The 20911-nt window shown below is 29.7% G+C and carries 20 protein-coding genes; 14 read left to right on the forward strand and 6 right to left on the reverse strand.

Features of this window, described 5'->3' with window-relative positions:
* Position 1 precedes the first annotated feature (1 nt).
* From E0E45_RS15795 to E0E45_RS15820, 6 genes are all read left to right on the forward strand, one after another.
* Positions 2-1444 carry an ABC transporter ATP-binding protein gene (locus E0E45_RS15795; protein ID WP_130892016.1) on the forward strand — a complete coding sequence of 481 codons (1443 nt, stop codon included), beginning with the start codon at positions 2-4 and terminating at the stop codon, positions 1442-1444.
* Positions 1441-2136 carry an energy-coupling factor transporter transmembrane component T family protein gene (locus tag E0E45_RS15800; RefSeq protein ID WP_130892017.1) on the forward strand — a complete coding sequence of 232 codons (696 nt, stop codon included), beginning with the start codon at positions 1441-1443 and terminating at the stop codon, positions 2134-2136. The genes E0E45_RS15795 and E0E45_RS15800 overlap by 4 nt, the downstream gene beginning before the upstream one ends.
* A 62-nt stretch (positions 2137-2198) precedes the next feature.
* A complete protein-coding gene (locus E0E45_RS15805; RefSeq protein WP_130892018.1) occupies positions 2199-3017 on the forward strand; it encodes a MerR family transcriptional regulator in 819 nt (272 codons plus the stop codon).
* A 60-nt stretch (positions 3018-3077) separates the two neighbouring features.
* Complete coding sequence (locus E0E45_RS15810) at positions 3078-3755, forward strand: DUF554 domain-containing protein (RefSeq protein ID WP_130892019.1); 678 nt, start codon at positions 3078-3080, stop codon at positions 3753-3755.
* Between the two features lie 116 nt (positions 3756-3871).
* The gene (locus E0E45_RS15815; protein WP_232044135.1) at positions 3872-4030 is read left to right on the forward strand and encodes a hypothetical protein; all 159 of its coding nucleotides are present in this window, start codon (positions 3872-3874) and stop codon (positions 4028-4030) included.
* A gap of 12 nt (positions 4031-4042) precedes the next feature.
* The gene (locus E0E45_RS15820; protein WP_130892021.1) at positions 4043-4633 is read left to right on the forward strand and encodes a Fic/DOC family protein; all 591 of its coding nucleotides are present in this window, start codon (positions 4043-4045) and stop codon (positions 4631-4633) included.
* Between the two features lie 44 nt (positions 4634-4677).
* On the opposite strand, the gene E0E45_RS15825 is transcribed toward E0E45_RS15820, so the two are convergent.
* The 3 genes from E0E45_RS15825 to E0E45_RS15835 are packed head-to-tail and all read right to left on the reverse strand — an operon-like array spanning position 4678 to position 7657.
* Entirely contained in the window at positions 4678-5829 is a 1152-nt protein-coding gene (locus E0E45_RS15825) for an aminotransferase class I/II-fold pyridoxal phosphate-dependent enzyme (RefSeq protein ID WP_130892022.1), read from the reverse strand.
* 12 nt (positions 5830-5841) lie between these two features.
* Positions 5842-6903: an iron-containing alcohol dehydrogenase family protein gene (locus E0E45_RS15830; RefSeq protein ID WP_130892023.1), complete on the reverse strand. Its 1062-nt coding sequence runs from the start codon at positions 6901-6903 to the stop codon at positions 5842-5844.
* Between the two features lie 13 nt (positions 6904-6916).
* The gene (locus tag E0E45_RS15835; protein WP_130892024.1) at positions 6917-7657 is read right to left on the reverse strand and encodes a basic amino acid ABC transporter substrate-binding protein; all 741 of its coding nucleotides are present in this window, start codon (positions 7655-7657) and stop codon (positions 6917-6919) included.
* 609 nt (positions 7658-8266) lie between these two features.
* Between E0E45_RS15835 and E0E45_RS15840 the strand changes: the two genes are divergently transcribed.
* The 5 genes from E0E45_RS15840 to E0E45_RS15860 are packed head-to-tail and all read left to right on the forward strand — an operon-like array spanning position 8267 to position 12912.
* On the forward strand, positions 8267-9760 hold the full coding sequence (locus tag E0E45_RS15840; protein ID WP_130892025.1) for an ABC transporter substrate-binding protein: 1494 nt from the start codon (positions 8267-8269) through the stop codon (positions 9758-9760).
* Between the two features lies 1 nt (position 9761).
* Positions 9762-10676: an ABC transporter permease gene (locus tag E0E45_RS15845; RefSeq protein WP_130892026.1), complete on the forward strand. Its 915-nt coding sequence runs from the start codon at positions 9762-9764 to the stop codon at positions 10674-10676.
* 1 nt (position 10677) lies between these two features.
* The gene (locus tag E0E45_RS15850; protein WP_130892027.1) at positions 10678-11436 is read left to right on the forward strand and encodes an ABC transporter permease; all 759 of its coding nucleotides are present in this window, start codon (positions 10678-10680) and stop codon (positions 11434-11436) included.
* A complete protein-coding gene (locus tag E0E45_RS15855) occupies positions 11436-12164 on the forward strand; it encodes an ATP-binding cassette domain-containing protein (protein ID WP_130892028.1) in 729 nt (242 codons plus the stop codon). The genes E0E45_RS15850 and E0E45_RS15855 overlap by 1 nt, the downstream gene beginning before the upstream one ends.
* Position 12165: 1 nt before the next feature.
* Positions 12166-12912 (forward strand): ABC transporter ATP-binding protein, encoded by a 747-nt coding sequence (locus E0E45_RS15860; RefSeq protein ID WP_130892029.1) that lies wholly within the window; start codon positions 12166-12168, stop codon positions 12910-12912.
* Positions 12913-12996: 84 nt separating this feature from the next.
* Here E0E45_RS15860 and E0E45_RS15865 read toward each other — a convergent pair whose 3' ends face one another.
* The 3 genes from E0E45_RS15865 to E0E45_RS15875 form a co-directional block, all read right to left on the reverse strand.
* A complete protein-coding gene (locus E0E45_RS15865) occupies positions 12997-13866 on the reverse strand; it encodes an SPL family radical SAM protein (RefSeq protein WP_130892030.1) in 870 nt (289 codons plus the stop codon).
* A 249-nt stretch (positions 13867-14115) separates the two neighbouring features.
* A complete protein-coding gene (locus tag E0E45_RS15870; protein WP_130892031.1) occupies positions 14116-15291 on the reverse strand; it encodes a M20 metallopeptidase family protein in 1176 nt (391 codons plus the stop codon).
* A gap of 11 nt (positions 15292-15302) precedes the next feature.
* The gene (locus tag E0E45_RS15875; RefSeq protein WP_130892032.1) at positions 15303-16703 is read right to left on the reverse strand and encodes a YfcC family protein; all 1401 of its coding nucleotides are present in this window, start codon (positions 16701-16703) and stop codon (positions 15303-15305) included.
* 274 nt (positions 16704-16977) lie between these two features.
* Here E0E45_RS15875 and E0E45_RS15880 point away from each other — a divergent pair, with 274 nt between their 5' ends.
* From E0E45_RS15880 to E0E45_RS15890, 3 genes are read left to right on the forward strand one after another with little or no spacing between them, the layout of a single operon-like run.
* A complete protein-coding gene (locus E0E45_RS15880; RefSeq protein ID WP_130892033.1) occupies positions 16978-19056 on the forward strand; it encodes a sigma-54 interaction domain-containing protein in 2079 nt (692 codons plus the stop codon).
* 38 nt (positions 19057-19094) lie between these two features.
* On the forward strand, positions 19095-19787 hold the full coding sequence (locus E0E45_RS15885; protein ID WP_130892034.1) for an aspartate/glutamate racemase family protein: 693 nt from the start codon (positions 19095-19097) through the stop codon (positions 19785-19787).
* Between the two features lie 48 nt (positions 19788-19835).
* Positions 19836-20840: a toxin-antitoxin system YwqK family antitoxin gene (locus tag E0E45_RS15890; protein WP_232044136.1), complete on the forward strand. Its 1005-nt coding sequence runs from the start codon at positions 19836-19838 to the stop codon at positions 20838-20840.
* Positions 20841-20911: the final 71 nt, after the last annotated feature.

Genomic DNA, 20911 nt, shown 5'->3' on the forward strand with positions numbered 1-20911 from the left:
TATGGAAGAAGTTTTAAGATGTCAGGATATTGTTTTTAAATATAGAGAAACATCAAAAGAAAATATAATGGATGGATTTACATACTCTTTTAATAAAGGGAAAGTATATCTAATAACAGGGTTTTCTGGATGTGGAAAAAGTACTCTAGCTAATGTTATTACAGGACTTTATCCAGATAGTAAAGGAATACTTTCCAAAGGAGAAGTAAAGCTTTTTGAAAAAGAAATATCTGAATATCCTCCTGAAAAAAGAGCAGAATATATTATGATGATGTTTCAAAATGCTGATACTCAGTTTTGTATGGATATAGTGAGAGATGAAATCATATTCTGTCTGGAAAATATTGCTTTTCCTGTAGAAAAAATGGATGAAATTATAGAAGCAGTACTAAAAAAGATTGGGATAGAGCATCTAAAGTATAGGAAAATATCTTCACTTTCAGGTGGAGAAAAACAAAAACTTTCACTGGCGTGTGTACTGGCAGTAGAGCCCCAAATTATAGTGCTGGATGAACCTTTTGCCAATGTGGATTATGAAAGCAGTCAGGAAATTGTAAATATATTGAAAAATATAAATAGAGAGAAAGAAGTGACTATAATAGCTGTAGATCACAGAATATCTCTTTGGAAAGATATAGATTACACTCTTCTCCATTTAGGAAAAGGGTGTAGTTTTGTTGATAAAAATATTGATAAATATCTTGTTGATATAATAGATGAAGAGGAATATAAAAAAAATTATCTGGAAAAATATGAGAAATTTAAAGATAGAGTAGATTCTATAGAGATAGAAGAATTAAAAATAGTATATGAAAAGAACTCTCTTCTGGAAGATATTAATATTAAGATAAAAGAGGGAAGCATTACTTCGATAATTGGAAAAAGTGGAGCTGGAAAAACTTCTCTTCTTAAAGCAATAGCAGGAATATCTAAAATATCATCTGGAAATATAAAAATACTTGGAACAGATATCAAAAAAATCAGAGAGAAGATATTTATAAACACCATAGGAATAGTTTTTCAAAATCCCCAAAATCAATTTATTACATATAAAGTGATAGAAGAGATAATGTTTACTCTGAAAAAAAGATATCCTAAAGAGAATGAAAAAATTCTTTTAGAGAAAGCAGAAAATTTATTGAAAGAATTTGAACTTTACAAATATAGAAATTTTTCTCCTTTTTCACTTAGCCAGGGTCAGCAGAGAAAACTTGCTGTTTTATCTATGTTGGGAGCTGGACAGAAAATAATCCTTTGTGATGAGCCTACTTATGGGCAGGATAATAAAACAAGTATTGAAATAATGGAATTTCTTAAAAGAAAAGCTGATGAAGATGGAATCACTGTGGTAATGGTATCTCATGACAGAAATCTTGTATTCAGGTATTCAGATTTTATCTATGAAACTACATCTGATAAAAAGATAAGGAGAGTGGAAGTATGATAAAACTCAATCCAGGATATAAAGGACTCACGATATTTCTAGTTTCTCTGCTCCTTTCTTTTGAATATAATTACTATTTAAATTTTTCAGTATTCTGTATATGTGTTATGCTTATGATCATTAATAAAATTTCATTGAAAAAAATTCTATTTGCATTTCTCCCAGTACTTCTTCTGGCAGGGGGAGTATTTTTTACAGGAATGCTCTACAGCAATTCAGGAACTGCTGAGGATATAACCAACCTTACTAAGACAGTTGTGATTATAGGAAATATAGAAAATGGATTGCAGCTTTCAATAAGAATACTGGCTTATGCTGGGCTGGGACTTCTTTTTGTATTTACAACTGACCCAAGGCTTTTTATAATCAGCCTTATGCAGCAATTTCATCTTCCAGGAAATTTTGCCTATGGAATACTTGCAGCATATGGTTTCATTCCAGTGATAAAACAGGAATATGAGAATATGAGGTATGCCTACAGAGCCAGAGGAGTGAAAAGAAATATATTTATGCTTCCAATGCTTGTGACAGCTGTACGTTCTTCTGAGAGCATTGCAATGGCTATGGAATCAAAAGGATTTAATGCAAAAAGCAAGAGAACAGAATATATAAAATTAAAGGTTACAAAATGGGATTATGTAGTTTTGATAGGAAGTACAGGAATAACACTTCTTGCAATGCTTCTATTTTAACTTTCTATTTTTTTCCTCCTGCTGTATAATAGGATAAAATATTTGAATGAGGAGAAATAAAAATGAAGGAGCTTTTTTCTATTGGAGAGATGGCAAAACTTTTTAATATGAGAGTTGGAACATTGAGATATTATGATGAAATAGATATTCTTAAACCTGAAAAAAAAGATGAAGAAACAGGATATAGATACTATTCCACTAAGCAGTTTGAAAGATTAAATACAATAAAATATCTTAGAGCTTTAGGAATGCCTCTTGAGAAAATAGAATCTTTTTTTGAAAGCAAGGATGTTGAAAATCTTAAAAATATTCTTGAAAAACAGCAAAAAAATACAAGAGAAAAAATAAGAGAACTTCAATATATAGATAAAAAAATAGAAAACAGATTAAAACAGCTTTCAGATTCATTGAATACAGTATATGATAAGATAGAGGAAAAACATATACTTGAAAGAAAAATAATACTTCTGAGAAAAGAAATCCCTATTGGGGATGACCTTGAATATTCCATCAGAGAACTGGAAAGATTTAACAATCTGGAACCTGCTATGTTTTTAGGAAAAGTAGGAGTATCAGTATCAGAATATGATTTAAAGCATAGAAGTTTTAAAAATTTTTCCAGTATTTTTGTCTTTATAGAAGAAGGAGATAATATAAGTGGAGAAAATATAAGTCTGAAAGAGAGCGACTATCTTACTATAAGATTTTCAGGAACCCATACTGAATCAGACAGGTATTATACAAAACTTTTGAAATATATGGAAAAAAGGGGATATAGCCTAAATGGAGATTCAATAGAGATAACTCTTATAGATTTAGGAATAACAAATGATATTTCAAAATTTGTCACAGAACTTCAAATACCAGTTAAAAAATCTTGACTCTACAGTTACTGTAGGGTCTATTCTTTTTTATATAAAAGAAACAGGGGGGAAATTAACATGATAGGAACAATTGTCAATACAATTACAATTATACTAGGAAGTTTGCTAGGGAGTTTATTTAAAAAGGGAATAAAACAGGAGTATCAAGGAGCTATGCTTACAGCTATGGGGCTTGCAGCAACAGCACTTGGAGCTAATGCAGTAGTAAGTAATATGCCTAAAAGCACTTTTCCAGTTCTTTTTATTATCAGTTTAGCTATTGGAAGTCTTACAGGAACAGTTATAAATATAGATAAAAGATTTCAAAGTTTAATGGGAAAATATTCAAAATCAGGGTTAGGGCAAGGACTTTCTACAGCTATACTTTTTTTCTGTATAGGAACTCTTTCTATATTAGGACCAATAGAAGCAGCTTTGAATAAAAATTATACTTATCTTTTTACAAATGCTACTCTTGATTTTGTAACTTCGATGGTGCTTGCTTCTACTTATGGAGTAGGAATAGCTATTGCAGCAGCAGTTCTTTTTTGCTGGCAGGGTTCTATATACTTATTTGCTGGATTTCTTTCAGCATTTTTATCACCAGATCTTCTTACAGAGATATCTATTATTGGAGGAATACTTATAGCAAGTTCAGGAATATCTATATTGGGAATAAAAGATTGTAAAACTATGAATATGCTTCCTTCACTTCTTGTTCCAGTAATATGGTTTCTCATAAGATCTTTTTTTTAGGAGGAAATCTTTGTAAAACCTTTATTTATAAGGGATAAAGAGAGTTCTTTTTAATGGCAATGAACAGAAAAATATGGTATAATATATTATCAGATAAATTATATTCAGGAGGATCCATGACTAGAGATGAAGCTGTAAAAGCTGTTGATTATATAGTAAAAACAAATGAGCTTGAAGGAGCAGTTTATACAGAGGAAGAGAAAGCTGATTTTATGGCAGCAGCAGAAGGAAGAATTTCAGTGGAGGAACTTATAGAAAAAATTATAAATGACTAAAGAGGTATTTCTATGGGTGATAAATATGTTTATCCAGGAACAAAGATTTTAGTAAATAAGCTGGGAATAGTAGACAGGAAACTCCTTGAGAAAAAGGAGAAGAATTTGTCTGGAGCCAGACTCCTTGAGCTCAGACTTAGAAATGATATTAAGAAAACCTTTGATTTCAATTACTTGAAAAAGCTCCATAAACATATTTTTCAGGATGTATACTCATGGGCTGGAACTGTAAGAGATGTAAATATTGCTAAAGGGAAGTCCTTATTCTGCCTTGTGGAACATATAGAAGCTTATGGAGAAACAGTCTTTAAAAAAATAAAGGATGCTGATTATTTTAAAAATATAACTGATAAGTCGGAACTTGCTTTAAAACTTGCTGAAACAATGCTGGATATAAATGCTCTTCACCCTTTCAGAGATGGAAATGGAAGAACTCAAAGAGAATTTATAAGACAGCTGGCAGAGGAAAGAGGATATGAACTCATATTTGATCACATTACTCAAAGAGGAATAGTTGAATTATCTGACTTAACTAGTGATCCAGATGTTTTGGCATTGAAGTTTGAAAAGGGAATGACGTTAATGAATAAAGAGGAAGCCTGAAAGTTGAACTATATTTCAACTTAAAGGTCTTCCTCTTATTAATTTTATAGAGATATCATATTTTCCATTCTGTCAAAAGCTTCTTCTAGTTTTGATATTTCAAGAGTGCAGGCTATTCTTACAAATCCCTTTACTCCAAAAGGAGTACCATTTACAACTATTATATTGCATTTTTCTAAAAGAAAATCTGTAAATTCTTCAGAAGTCATTCCAGTTTTTTCAATATTTAGAAATAAATATATCCCTCCCTGTGCTTTGAAACAGTCAAGGAAAGGTATTTTCTTAACTCTGTCATAGCAGTAATCAACTCTTTCCTTAAATATAGGGACAAGTTTCTTTTTTTGCTTATCAAAATCTTTAAGGGCATGAAGGGCACATCTTTGAGATACAGCAGGTGCACTGTAAATGATAGATTCATTTATATAGTTGATACAGTTTATAAGTTCAGGAACCTGAGATATAACATATCCAATTCTCCATCCAGTCATAGCAAAATTTTTAGAAAAACTGCATACAGATATAGTTCTTTCTTTCATTCCATCCAAAGTAATAATAGGAGTAAAAGTTTCCTCATATGAATAGAAATCATAGACATCATCTGCTACAACTAAAAGATCATATTTTTCAGCAATCTCTTTGATAATATTCATACTTTCCAGAGTATAGCATACTCCAGTAGGATTAGAAGGTGAATTTATCACTATACATTTTGTTTTTGATGTTACAGCTTTTTCTAAGTCCTCTTTTATTATCTGAAAATTATTTTCAAGTTTTGTTTCTACAATTACAGGAACTCCATCAGATAATTTTATCTGGTCTGCATATACTGGAAAAAAAGGTGCAAGAAGTATTGCCTCTTCTCCTTTGTTGAGAATACTTTTAAATATAAGATAAAGAGCATGGCAAGCTCCAGTAGTTATCATGACATCTTTAGGATTGAAGTTATAGTTTTTAAAATTTTCTTTATGATATTTACATATTTCTTCTCTTAGTTCAAGATAACCATATGAGTCAGTATAGTGAGTATGCCCATTTTTAGCATCAGCCATAGCCATTTCAATCAGATATTCATCAGTGTCAATATCCAAATCTCCTATCCCTAGATTAATAAGAGGAAGAGAACAAGTTTCTGATCCCTTTTTATTTCCCATAGAGTAATTTCTTTCTTTAAACTTATCTGCAATAAAGCTTTTCATTTGTATTTCCCCCTATAATGCAAAAAGTGTTTCTTTTAAATTTTCTTTATTTATATTAAATTCCATATCTATTATATCAGGACCTGCAAGAATAGCCCAAAGGATTTTATCTTCCATCTCTTCAAACTCCTCTTTTTTTACTACTTCTGATAATTTTGTTGGAAAAACCATTTTTTTATAAAATGGAAGAAGCTCTTTATATTCCTCTTTTTTTCCTTCAAGAAGGAGTTGTACAAGTATGCCAAATGCCACCACTTCTCCATGAAGATGTTCTTTTTCCAGTGAAGGAAGCAAAGTAAGACCATAAAAAACAGAATGAGCAATAGCTCCATTGAGAAATTCATCAACTAGATTGGAAACCATTCCAGTATTTACTATAATGGAGAGAACCACTTTCTTGAATTCATCATTGATATTCTCAGCAAAGTAAGCAGAAATTCCATTTTTAAGTATTACAGAACTGCAGAGATGACTTATCTCTTTTCCCAGAGAATTTGGATAACTTATATTTCCATTATTTTTTTTAGAAACATATTCATGTTTCATTCTCACTTCATAAAATTTAGCAAGAGTATCTCCCATACCTGCCCATATATATTTATCAGGAGCGGATTTAATAGTTTCTAAATCTATAAAAGTTTTTTTGGGTGGAGCAGGGAAATTAAAGAATTCCTTAAAGCTTCCATCATTATTATATACAACTGATAAAGCAGATGCAGCTGAACAGGTAGAAGCAATAGTAGGGATAGAAAATATTTCTATCCCCAATTTAAATGCCGCTATCTTAGCTGTATCTATGGCTTTTCCTCCTCCAATTCCAAGGAGAATATCAAATTTTTTATTCAATGTATTGTTTAATATTTTTTCAACATTTTCATATGAGCATTCTCCATGGTACATTTCAATAGAATACTCTTTACCTGAAAGCATAGAAAGAAGCTTATCTTTTATACTGTCAAAAGATTTTTCTCCTCCAATGATAAGTATATTGTTGTATGGAGCAATCTCTTTTTTCAGATGTTCCCATATGTTTTTGTCTATAAAGTAAGAAGTGAATGAAAAATTTTCAAACATAGTTATGCCTCCATTACACACCATATTTTTCTCTTAATTTTTGAATAGTGCCATCATCAATAAGTTCTTGAAGAGCTTTATTGAATTTTTCCATAAGTTCTGTGTCATCTTTATTAAAAGCAATAGCTTTAGGTTCTCCTTCAAGAGCTCCTACAAACATAAGCTCAGGATTGTTTTCTACAAATTTTACAGCAACACTTTCATCAAGTACAATACCATCTATCTTACCACTTTTTAAAGCAACAAGAGCACCAGTATTAGATGAGAAAGGAGTTACAGTGGCACCTTTTATTTTTCTTGCAGCAGCTTCTTTTGTAGTCCCAAGTTCAGCACCATAGTTTTTATTTTCCAAATCCTCTAGCCCGTTGATAGGTTTGCTTTTGTTAGCTATAAAAGCTACATTAGAAGAAAGATAAGGAATTGAGAAATTAACAGCTTTTGCTCTTTCAGGAGTGATGCTCATTCCAGCTATTACAGCATCCATTTTCTTTGTTTGAAGTGCAGGAATAAGTCCATCAAAGTTTGTATTAGACCATTTATACTGAATATCTAATTTTTGAGCTATAGCAGCTATAATATCAGCATCAAGTCCACATACTTTACCATCTTCCAGATATTCAAAAGGTGGATATTCAGCATTAGTTCCTATTACATAGACTTTGTCAGTTTTGGCTTGTCCACCCTTAGAAGTTCCACAAGCAGCAGCCAGTACCAATAATACAGATAACATAAATAATTTAAAAAGTTTTTTCATAAATTTTCCCTCCATGTCTTATTAAGATTTAAAATTAAAAAAAGTACTGATCCCTAAAAAGAATCAGTACTTTAATAAACGAACCCATAAAATATACTCAGGGAAAACTTTTCCCATCTTTGAAAAATATATTTATATTATGAATAATGCCATATTAAAGAATCCTTTTATATAGGAATATGTTGAAAATATTTAATTGTGGCATACTCCTTAGATTCTTAAATAACATTTTTTTCTCCTTTTGATAATTTTATTTATTGAAGTGATTATATAACTTGAAAAGGATATTGTCAATATATTTTTTAAAAAATATTTTTCATAAAAAAATAAATAGAGAAAAAAGTTTTGCAGAAAGAGTGAGGATTCATATGGGCTTTAAATGTCTAATTGTATATTATTTTTAATCTTAAATTCAGGAGAAGAGATAAAGTTCTTGTAAAAAAATGAAAAATCACGTAGTATAGTTATATCGAACAAATATAAGATAGAGAGAAACTTAAAATTAATATATTCATTGAAATAAATAAGAAAATGTGATACGATAAATCAGCTTTAATATTATTAATGATGTATTATGAAACACATTTTTTAATGGATTAGGGAGGAAAAATGCATTTGAAAGGTAGAAATAAAAAACTGATAGTAGCAGCACTATTGGGACTAACTCTTTTAGGATGTGGAAAAGAGGAAAAAGCTCCTGAAAAAAAAGTGGTGAGAACTATAACTAGTATGGATATAGATAGTCTAAACCCTTATAAACTTGTATCAAGTGGTTCAGAAGAGATAATGATGAATGTTTTTGAAGGACTTGTAATGCCAACTATTGATGGAGGACTTTACCCAGCAGTAGCAAAGGAATATAAGATATCAGAAGATGGACTGACATATACTTTTGAAATAAGAGAGGGAATCAAATTTCACAATGGAAATCCTCTGGATGTAAAAGATGTAGAATTTTCTTTGAGAAAAATGTCAGGAAGAGAGGGAGATACTCCTGCTCAAGCTATGTTCTCAAATATAGATGATATAAAAATAACTGGAGAAAATAAAGTAACAATAACTCTCAAAGTTCCAGATTCAGCTTTTATCTATTATATGACAGAGGGGATAGTTCCAGATGAAAATGGAGCTTCTTTGGATAAAGAAGCAATAGGAACAGGACCTTTTAAAGTATCTGGGTATGATAGAGAACAAAAAATAACTCTGACAAAGAATGATGATTACTGGGGAGAAAAAGCTAAAATAGATGAAGTTGAAATCTTTGTAACTCCAAATGCTGAAACGGCTTTTCTTAAACTTTTATCTGGAGAGATAGATATTCTACCTCGTGTAGATTCAAAGAGATTAAATGAACTTAAAAATTTTAAAACAATATCAGGAGCTCAAAATACAGTTCAATTATTTGCCCTTAATAATAAATTTGAACCCTTCAGCCATAAAGAAGTGAGAGAAGCTATTAATTTGGCAGTGGATAAAGATGGAATAATCAAAAATGTAATGGGTGGATATGGAATAAAACTTGAAACAAATATGAGTCCAGTGATGAAAAAATATAGCATAGAAAATATTGGTGAAAAAAGAGATGTTGAAAAAGCAAAAGAACTTTTAAAAAATGCTGGATATGAAAATCTTAAATTTACAGTAAAAGTTCCAAGCAACTATGCTATGCATGTATCAACTGCTCAAGTAATAGCTGAACAGCTTAAAGAAGCAGGAATTACAATGGATATAGAAACTGTAGAATGGGCAACTTGGCTGTCAGATGTTTACAGTGGAAGAAAATATGAAGCAACTATAGTAGGACTTACAGGGAAACTTGATCCAGATTCAATTTTAAAGAGATATGTTTCAAGTTATCCTAGAAATTTCTTCAACTATGAAAATCCAAAATATGATAAACTTATTGCAGATGCAAAAATAACATCTGATGAGAATAAAAGGATTGAATATTATAAAGAAGCTCAAAGAATATTGAGAGATGAAAATGTAGCAGTTTTCATAATGGACCCAGAACTTATAACAGCTGTAAATAAAAATATAAATGGATATGTGTTCTATCCACTCTCATTTACGAACTTCGCAAAAATTAGTATTGGAGATTAAGATGTACTATATAAAAAAACTGGTGAAAATGATTTTTTCTATATTTCTTATAGGAACACTTTCATTTTTGCTCTTAGAGATGATTCCAGGAGATCCAGCATCAGCAATACTTGGTGTTGAGAGCAGTCCAGAAGACATTGAATTATTGAGAGAAGCACTTGGATTGAATAAGAGTTTGATAGTAAGATATCTTACTTGGGGGAAAGGAGTACTTGCAGGGGATTTTGGAAATTCCTTTAAGTACTCTGAACCTGTTGTTGATCTTATTCTTAAAAGACTTCCTCTTACATTAGAAATAGCTTTGATTTCGATAGGGATAGTCTTTTTAGTGTCTGTACCCCTATCTTTTTTGCTATATAAAATAAAAAATAAACATGTGAAAAAATTTGGGGATTTTATGATAGGTCTTTTTATCTCAGTTCCATCATTCTGGCTGGGAATAATTTTTATGTTTATTTTTGGTGTAATATTAAGATGGTTCTCTGTGGGATATAATAATACTTTTGCTTCTCTTCTTCTCCCATGTGTAGTTATAGCTATTCCAAATATAGGAATAATTACAAGCTATATCAGAAGTAATCTGGAATATGAGATGAGAGAGGAATATATAAAATATCTCTATGTAAATGGACTTAAAATGAAATGGCTGAATCTATATATTTTGAAAAACTCTATTCTCCCAGTTGTTCCTTTGATAGGAATTATGATAATAGATCTTATTACTGGAATAGTAATAATAGAGCAGATATTTTCTATTCCAGGAATAGGAAGACTTCTTATAACTTCTGTAGTGACAAGGGATATACCTTTAATACAGGGATTAATTTTTTATACATCTGTAGTCCTTGTTCTTATTAATTTTATTATAGATATTCTCTATTCAGTCATTGATCCTAGAATAAGGAAAGGGGAATAGAATGAAAAAAAGATATATTGTACTTATACTCCTTTTAGTAATAATAGTGTGTTTCTATCAGAATCCATATGCAATGAATAATAATATGATACTTGCAGGTCCAAGTTTAAAAAATCTACTGGGATGTGATAATTTAGGAAGGGATATTTTCAGCAGACTTGTATTGGGTTCTTTCTATACTCTGCTTATAGCCTTTGTTTCTGTGGCACTTTCTGTAATTGCAGGAACAATGATAGGAAGTATAGCAGGTTATTATGGAAAAGCGTTAGATTCTGTAATTACATCTTTTATAGAGGTAATAATAGCTATTCCATCTATACTGATCGCTCTTGGAGTAATAATAATACTAAAGACAGGGTTTATATCTATGATAGTAGCAATCTTTATTATTTACCTTCCAAGATGTGTAAATATGGTAAGAGGCCTTGTTAAAAAAGAGAGAAATATGGAATATGTAGTAGCAGCTAAAACATATGGAGTATCAGATTTAAGAATAATTTTCTATCATATACTACCAAATATAATGAAACCTGTACTTATTAGTTTTACAACTGGATTTGCAGGAGCGATATTGACAGAAGCAGGGCTAGGATATCTTGGATTGGGAATACAGCCTCCATATCCTACATGGGGAAATATTCTGAATCAATCACAGTCATATTTTTTATCAGCTCCATGGTTTACTATAGCTCCAGGGCTTGCCATAATATTCACAGTTTATCAGATGAATAAACTTGAAAAGAGAGGAAAAAGATTCTAATGATAATAAATATAGAGAAATTAAATCTGGAAATTGATGGACAGGTACTTTTAAAAGATATGAGTTTTCATATGGAAAAGGGTGAAATAGTTGCTCTTGTAGGGGAGTCTGGAAGTGGAAAGACCCTGACTACTAAATTTATACTTGGAATACTTCCAGAGAGAAGTATAATACATTATGAAAAATTTGAAAAGAACTGTAAAATAGGAGCAGTTTTCCAAAATGCTTTTATATCATTAAATCCAACGATAAAGATAGGAAGTCAATTAAGAAGGCTTTATGAATCACATTATGGAAATAATGGAAACTGGAAAGAGGAAGTAACAGCTTTGTTAGAAAAAGTTGGAATAAAAGAAACTGATAAATTTTTAAAAAAATATCCTCATGAAACAAGTGGGGGAGAAAGGCAAAGAGTAGTCATAGCAGGAGCATTGATAGGAAAACCAGAAGTATTGATAGCTGATGAGGTAACTACAGCACTAGATATGAGAACAAAGAGAGAGGTAATAACTCTATTTAAGAATATAAGAAAAGAACTTGGAATATCTATACTTTTTATTTCCCATGATCTGGATTCTATAAAAAACTTTGCAGACAGAGCCTGTGTTATGTACAAAGGAAATATTGTAGAAGAAAACAGCTGTGAGGGAATATTTGAACATCAGGAACACCCCTATGTAAAAAAACTTATAGGTTTTTCAAAAACTCTGTGGACAAGAGGAGAATAAGATGTTTTTAGAGGTAAGAAATCTAAATAAATACTATAATTCAAGAAATCTTTTTTCCAAAGAGAAAAAGCAGATATTGAAGGATGTAACTTTTGATGTAAAAGAGGGAGAAATATTCTCAATTATTGGGCAGTCAGGAGCAGGAAAATCCACTATTGGAAAGATACTTTTGGGAATAGAAAAAGAAAGTAGTGGAGATATAATGCTTATGGGACGTCCTCTCAAAGAAATGGTAAAAAAAGAGGTACAGATGGTATTTCAAGACCCATATAGTTCTTTAAATCCTGCTATGAAAATAGGAAAAATACTGGAAGAACCATTGAAAGTAAATGGAGTGAAAGATAAAAAAGAGCGAGAAGAAAGAGTAAAGGCTATGCTCAAAGAGATAGGGCTGGAAGAAACATGTGGAAGAAAATATCCATCAGAATTAAGTGGAGGGCAGAGACAGAGGGTAGTTATTGGAGCTGCTATGATATTGAAGCCAAAACTTGTAGTATGTGATGAACCAGTGGCATCTCTTGACCTTTCTATACAGAATCAGATATTGAATCTTATCAAAAAATTCAATAGGGAGTATAATACCACTTTTATTTTTATTTCTCATGATTTGGGAGTTGTATATAATATTTCTCATAGAGTTCTTCTTTTGTATAAAGGAGAAATCCAAGAGATAAGAGAAACTGTTGAGTTCTTTAAAAATCCTAAAAGTGAATATGGCAAATATTTTCTTGATGGAATAAAAGTTTAGAAGTAAATTTCTGGTTAGAAGAAGATTAAATTATAAAATATATAGATGAGAGTGATTAGCAATAAGTCCTCTCATCTTTTTTCTTTAAAATAAACTTAATTGAGAAGTAGAATTTTTTTCATCAAAAGCATTGAGATATTCAAAGATTTCTCTATTATTATGTAAAATTCCATGCTGTGAACATTTTCTGTGAAATAATTCCATTAATCTTCTATTATTGAGACTAACTATTTCATATTTATTTCCAAAAGTGTGAATATATCTTTTCTTCATATGGGGGAATAATTTGTCTAATTGCTGATAAAAATATTCTCTGCTCCCTTCTCGAAGTGTCATACCAATTCCAAAACATATAATTCCATGAACTTTAGCTTCAATACAATAATCTAAAAGTCCATTAATATTTTCAACAGTATCATTAATAAATGGCAGGATAGGACAGAGCCATACTACTGTTGGTATGCCTGCATCTCTTAACTTTTTTAATACTTCAAAACGTTTTTTTGTGGTACTTACATTAGGTTCAATTTTTCTGCATAAATCTTCATCATAGGTTGTTAAAGTGATTTGAACTACACATTTTGTCTTTTCATTTATTTTTTTCAATAAATCTAAATCTCTCAATATCATATCTGACTTTGTTATAAGAGTAAAACCAAAACCATAATTATATATTAAATCTAGTGTTTTTCTGACATTTTTGATTTTTAATTCAAGAGGAATATAAGGATCAGTCATTGAACCAGTACTAACCATACATTTTTTTCGTTTGCGTTTAAGAGTTTTTTCCAATAGTTCAACAGCATTTTCTTTGACTTCAATATCTTCAAAGTCATGTAGTATTCTATAGCAGCTGCTTCTTGAATCGCAATAAATACATCCATGAGAACACCCACGATAGAGGTTCATTCCATTTTTAGCTGATAGGATTCCTTTTACTTTTACATAGTGCATGTTATCTCCTTAATTGAGCAAAAAAATAAAGTATTAAAATAAAGAATAATTAAATATTATCTATATTATATCATAGATATTTAAATGTAAGTAAAAAAATAAAATTTTCAAAATTTGTAAATAATAAAAGAAAAAACGAAAGATAGATATGCATTTTCTGAAATTGAAAATTGATAAGTTTATTTTGGAGGGAACTTCATATAATCCAAAACCAAGCTTAAAGGATTATATGAAGTTTAATTTAATTAATTACCCTAAATATTTTAGAGCAAGATTTGTGAAAATTTTTATTCCATTTTCTATTGTTTTTTCAGGAACTAAGAATTTTGAATTATGCAAGGGATATTTAACTTTTTCATCTTCTCCTGCTCCTAGCCAAGCAAAACTGCCTTTTATTTCTTTTAAATATTCTCCAAAATCTTCCGAAGTCATAACAGCTTTAGAAGGAACTATAACATTTTTTTCCCCTAAAACTTCAGCAGCACAAGCTCTAAAGAATATGCTTGTTTCATAATCATTAATAACAGGAGCATATCCCCAATGATAGTTATATTCATAATCAATATCATAAATAAGTTTGAAACCTTCCAATATATTTTTACATTTTTGTTTTATGTATGTTCTTAACTCGTTATTATATGTTCTGGCACTTCCACTTAAAAATATTTCACTAGGGATAGCATTTCCCATAAATGTATCTGGTTTGAATATTCCAAAATTCCAAACCAGATTTTCAAATGGATCTATGTAATGCATCCTTATTCCAGCTACAGTATTTAAAAATTGAGAAGCCACATAAATTGGATTTATACATTGATGTGGAAGTCCGATATGACCACTCTTGCCTTTTATTTTGATTTTTATTAAATCACAGCTTGCCATCATTTCATTATTTCCAATAGCTATTTGTCCAACTGGAAGATCAGGCCATACATGAGCAGCAAATATAGAGTCTACATTATTTAAAACTCCAGCCTTTATAAGTCCTTTTGCTCCTCCTTCTATTCCTTGTTCTTCAGCAGGTTGGAATATTATTTTTATATTTCCATTTATTTTGTTTTTCATTTTATTTAAAATAACAGCAGTTCCTAACATAATAGCCATGTGAGCATCATGACCACAAGCATGCATATAACCATTATTTAAAGATTTAAATTCACACTCTGTATCTTCTTTTAGAGGTAGAGCATCCATATCAGCTCTAAAAGCTATAGTTTTTCCAGAGTACTCTCCATTAATATAGGCTATTATAGCAGTTTCATAGATATTAGTTTCATATTTTATACCATTTTTTTCTAAAAAATTAATTATACATCTTTGAGTTTCAAATTCAACATATCTATCTTCTGGATGTTGATGTAAAAATTTTCTTGCTTCAATTATTTCTTCCCAATATGTTTGGATTAAATTTTCTATACTTTTCATAAATTTTCCTCCTAGAATGGACCATAATTTATTAATGTAGCAATTATAAGAGAAACTATAGCAAGAGCTATTAATTTTAAAACTAGAGGGAAAATATATTTTACGTATTTTTCATAGCTTATTTTTCCCATTGCAATAAAAGCAAATATTAATCCTGAAGTTGGATAAATCATATTAGTTATACCATCTCCAAATTGGAAGGCCAGAACTGCTGTTTGTTGAGTCACATTTACTAAATCAGCTAACGGAGACATTATTGGCATAGTAACGACAGCCTTTCCACTTCCAGAGTTTATAAAGAAGTTAAGTATTAATTGAACAAAGAACATGCAGATAGAACTCATAAATCCTCCAACTTTTTCAAGAGGAATAGAGACAGAATGAACTATTGTATCAACAATCATACCTTTAGTAAGAATGATTTGTACAGCTCTAGCTAGAACTACACACATAGATCCCATATAGAAGGTTTTTCCAGTCTTTATTATTTTAGTTGCTATTTCATTACTGTCATATCCAGCAATGATTCCAGCAATAATTCCTGAAATTATTAAAATTGCAGTCATATCATTAAGTTTGAAATTAAATACAATTGCACCAATAACCATGAAAACTATTGTGGCAAAGAGCATAATTAATAAAGCTTTTTGTCTTAAAGTTAAATTTTCATTGAAGTTATCAGAATTTGTTTCTAAATCAGAGACATCAATATCAGCTACTAGACTTTTACTTTTATCTTTTTTTACAGCATCAGCATATTTTAATATATGATGAGCAGATATTAAAAAGCCAATTATCCATATTATCAATCTGAATTCAAATCCAGAATAGATAGGAAGACCAACAATTTCATGTGCTATCAAAATGGTATATGGATTAACAGGAGCAAGAGAAAATGATACAAATGTAGGAACCATAACAATAGCAACTCCAGTTAAAGTATCATAACCTGCTGCAAGAGCAAATCCAATCATGAGAGGAGTAAATACTAAATTTCCATCTAAAATTCCAGTAAAACCAGATCTTATAGCAAAGAATGTCATAAAAATTAAAATAAGAGTTTTAGTTTTATTATTTCCATCTTTTTTTAAAAGATTACTTATAAAATTTTGAAAAACTCCACTCTCTGTGTAAACTCCAAGACAAGCTGATCCTACTAACATTGTTGCAATAATGGAAGCTGTGGAAGCAAAACCTTCTGGAATAGCTTTAAACCAATTAAAAATAGAAACAGGAACTTGTCTAATATACTGAAAACTATTTGGATCTATCTTGGTTACTCCATCAACTTTTATTCGCTCATATGTTCCAGCTGGAACAATATAAGTCATAATACCAGTGATAATAATTACCCCAATAAGAATAGCGTATACATGAGGTATTTTGAATTTTGATATTTTTTCTTTATTCATAGAATGAAACCTCCCCTTGTGTATAATGATGTTATATTAAATAAGCAAAAAGTATGCCATAAAAAAGATAAAAAAGTCTTAAAAATAAAGTACAATGTTAATAATTTTATTGTGTATCTAATTAAAATAAGTATAACTTTAAATTATTAAAATTAAATGGGATAAAAAGTGTTGAGAATAAAAAAGGCTTTTCTTTTATAAATATGGTATGATTGACTTAAGAAATAATAATGGGATGATAAAGTAAAAAAAGGATGAAAATGGAGTGAGAGAAATGAAGAAAAAATTACTTCTTATAACTACAAGAAAAGATATGATGGTATTATATTTAGAAGAATTAATAAAAATATTTGAAGGGTATCTTGAAATTTTTTCATGTTGTTTACAAGAAAAAAATCCAGAAGAGATTATATTGGAGGAGGCAGACATAGTTTTAGTTACAAGTCCTTATACTTTTTTTCTGGGAAGAAACAGAATGAAGGCTACTTCTAAAGTAATAAATTTGAATTTTACTTTTAAAAAAGAAAAAATCGAAGAACTAAAAAAATTGCCAGTGAACACTGATGCCATAGCTTGCTTTGATTTTTCATCTTCATCCCACCAAGCTGCTTTTACTCTTCAGGAAGCTGGAGTAGATAATTTAAATATATTTCCTTATTATCCAGGAAATCCAAATTTAGAAAATAAAGAGATAGAAACAGCAATAATAAGTGAATATGCAACTGAAATTCCATCTAAAATAAAATATATTATAGATTTAGGAAGAAGGAAGATATCTTTTGCTACAATTCTTGATATAGTTATAAAATCAAATATTTTAGATGAGGTAATAGAAGAAAGAATATATAATTATTTCAAAGATACAGCTATTCCTAATGGTTATTTAAGCTATTTTTATGATGGATCTTCAGTTGTAAAGATGCAGTTAAACACTATTATAAATTGTATAGATTACGGAATAATGATTTTAGATAATGAGTATAATATTGTTAATTTTAATAAAAAATTTATTGAACTTTTTAATTTAAGAGGAGATATAACTAATTTTAATCTAAATGAATTAGAAATAAGTAATGAAATAAAAAAAATAATCTTAGAGAATTTTAGTATAAAAGACCAGCTATTTGAAATAAAAGAATTTCAAAAAAGAATTTTATTATCCAAAGAAAAAATAAATAAAAAAGATTTGAATTATAATATTTTTATTGTTTTAATAAAAGATATAACAGATATTATAAATCTAGAAAATTATTTAAGAAAGCAGATAGCAAAAAAGGGACATGTTGCAAAATATACTTTTGATGATATTAAAGGAAATAGTTTAGAGATAAAAGATTGTTTAGAAAGAGCTGAAAAAATAGGAAAAATAGATAAACCAACATTAATCTTGGGAGAATCAGGGACAGGAAAAGAACTTTTTGCACATTCTATCCATAATATTTCTGTCAGAAAAAAATTTCCTTTTATAGCTGCAAATTGTGCAGCAATACCAGCTAATCTTCTTGAAAGTGAATTATTTGGCTATGAAGAAGGAGCATTTACTGGAGCTAAAAAAGGTGGGAAAATAGGTATATTTGAAATGGCTCATAAAGGAACATTATTTTTGGATGAAATAGGAGAGTTATCATTGGAAACACAAGCGAAACTTTTAAGAGTAGTAGAAGACAAAGAAATAAGAAGGATAGGAAGCAGTGATATAATAAGTTGTGATGTAAGAATAATTGCAGCTACCAATAGAAATTTGGAGGAATTAATAGAAAAAGGCAAATTTAGATTAGATTTATACTACAGACTAAATACTTTAATAATTGAAATTCCAGCTCTTCGTGAAAGAAAGGAAGATATTCCACAATTTATAAAATATTTTTTTGAGAAAGAAAGCAAAAGCGAATTAAAAATTGAAGAAGATGTTTTAAATTTTTTAATAAAATATGAATGGAAAGGAAATGTGAGAGAGTTAAGAAATTGTATTGAATATATGGCAAATGTATACGAAGATAGAATAAAAATGAAGGATCTTCCAATTTATATATATAAAAAATACTTGAATGAAAATAAAGAAAAAGTGAAATCAGAAGAAATTAACAGAGAGAGGATAGAGAATCAAGATTTTGATAAAAAAATATTATTAAAAATTTTTGAACTTTTACAAAAACAAAATATAGGAAGAAGAAGATTAAAAGAAAGGTTGCAATTTTTTGATATAAATATTTCAGAATATAAGTTAAGGGAAATTATTTTGTACTTTAATAAAAAAGGGTATATTTTTACTAATAAAGGAAGAAAAGGAATATTTATAACAGAAAAAGGAAAAAATTTTTATAAAGAATTAGAAAAAATTAGTGTAAAATAGTAAATGTGGAAGTTATTGAAAAAACAGGGAGGAATGAAATGAAAACAATAGGTTTGATTGGTGGGATGAGCTGGGAAAGTACAGTAACTTATTATGAAATAATCAATAGAACAATAAAAGAAAAACTTGGAGGACTTCATTCAGGGAAATTGGTTCTTTTCAGTGTAGATTTTCAGGAGATAGAAGAGTGCCAAGCAAAAGGTGAATGGGATAAAAGTGCAAAAATTTTGACAGAAGCAGCACAAAGTCTGGAAAAAGCAGGAGCAGATTTTATAGTTATCTGTACAAATACAATGCATAAAATAGCTCCAGACATTCAAAGAAATATTAATATTCCTATATTTCATATAGCAGAGGCGACAGCTGATGAACTAGATAAAAAAGATATAAAAAAAGTTGCTCTGTTAGGAACAAAATATACTATGGAGCAGGACTTTTATAAGAATAAACTAATAGATAGAGGAATTGAAGTTGTAATTCCTGATGATGAGGACAGGGCAGAGGTAAACAGAGTAATTTATGAAGAATTATGTCTTGGGAAGATACTGCCATTATCTAAAAAGAAATTTCTTGAAATAATGGACAAATTATTAGAAAAAGGGGCTCAGGGAGTTATACTTGGATGTACAGAGATTGGTCTTTTAGTACAGCAAAAAGATACAGATATTTCTTTATTTGATACAGCAGAAATACATGCAAAGAGTGCAGCTTTGAAATCAATAGAGAAATAATTTTTAAAACTTTACAACTAAGTGATACTTATATAAAGGGGAAAGATAATGAAAAAAATGTTGATTTCATGTAGCTTATTAATACTTCTGCTATTCACAGGATGTTTTCTAAATACAGCAGAAAATGTACAATTGGAAAAAAGAGATGGAATAGTCTATAGAGTAGGAGAAAATAAACCTTTTACAGGAACAATGAAAAGTTTTCATTCAAATGGAAAACTAGCAGTAATAGAAAAATTTAAGAATGGAAAAAATAATGGAAAAGTAAAAAAATATTATGAAGATGGGAGTTTATCGACAGAGTATTCCTACAAGAATGGAAGTCTTCATGGAAAATATGTAGACTTTTATGAGAATGGAAAACTTCAGAGAGAGATAGAGTTTAAAAACGGAAAAAAGCATGGAATAGTAAGATGTTACTGTGGAGAAGATGGAAAGCTTCATCAGGATTCTATGTATGATGAGGGAAAACTTACAGGGAAAAGAACTACATATTATCCAAATGGCAGCCTTTTGGAAATAACAGAATGGAAAGATGATAAACTTTCAGGAATATTTGAACAATACTATATGAATGGACAGCTGAAGATAAAGGGTACTTTTAAAGATGGAAAAGCTGAAGGAATGGGAAGTGAATATTATGAAGATGGAAGTCTCATGGGAGAAACAATGTATCTCAATGGAAAGGCTGAAGGATATTCTGCAGAATATTATTCAAATGGAAAAACAGCTAAAGAAATCAACTATACAGATGGAGTTGAACATGGAGATAGCATAAGTTTTCATTCCAATGGTCAGATACGGGAAAAAGGAAGATATATTCATGGAAAAAAGGAAGGTATCTGGGAAATGTACTATTCAGATGGAAGGGTTATAAATAGAATAACATTTAAAGATGGTGATTCTAAATATGGTGAGGAATATAATTATGATATCAACAGAAATTTAGAACTGAAAGTCACTTGGAATGCTGTTAATGATAAGTTTATATATGAACATTATAAAGGTGGAAAAATTGTAAATAAGCTAGTGCAGGGAAATGATGAAGAATAAAAATTATAAAGAAAAAAAGAATTTTGCAGACAGCCCGAATAATATACATAGAACATAAAAAATTCAAAGGG

It is taken from the genome of Fusobacterium ulcerans ATCC 49185, assembly GCF_900683735.1.
GTDB classification, from domain to species: Bacteria; Fusobacteriota; Fusobacteriia; order Fusobacteriales; family Fusobacteriaceae; genus Fusobacterium_A; species Fusobacterium_A ulcerans_A.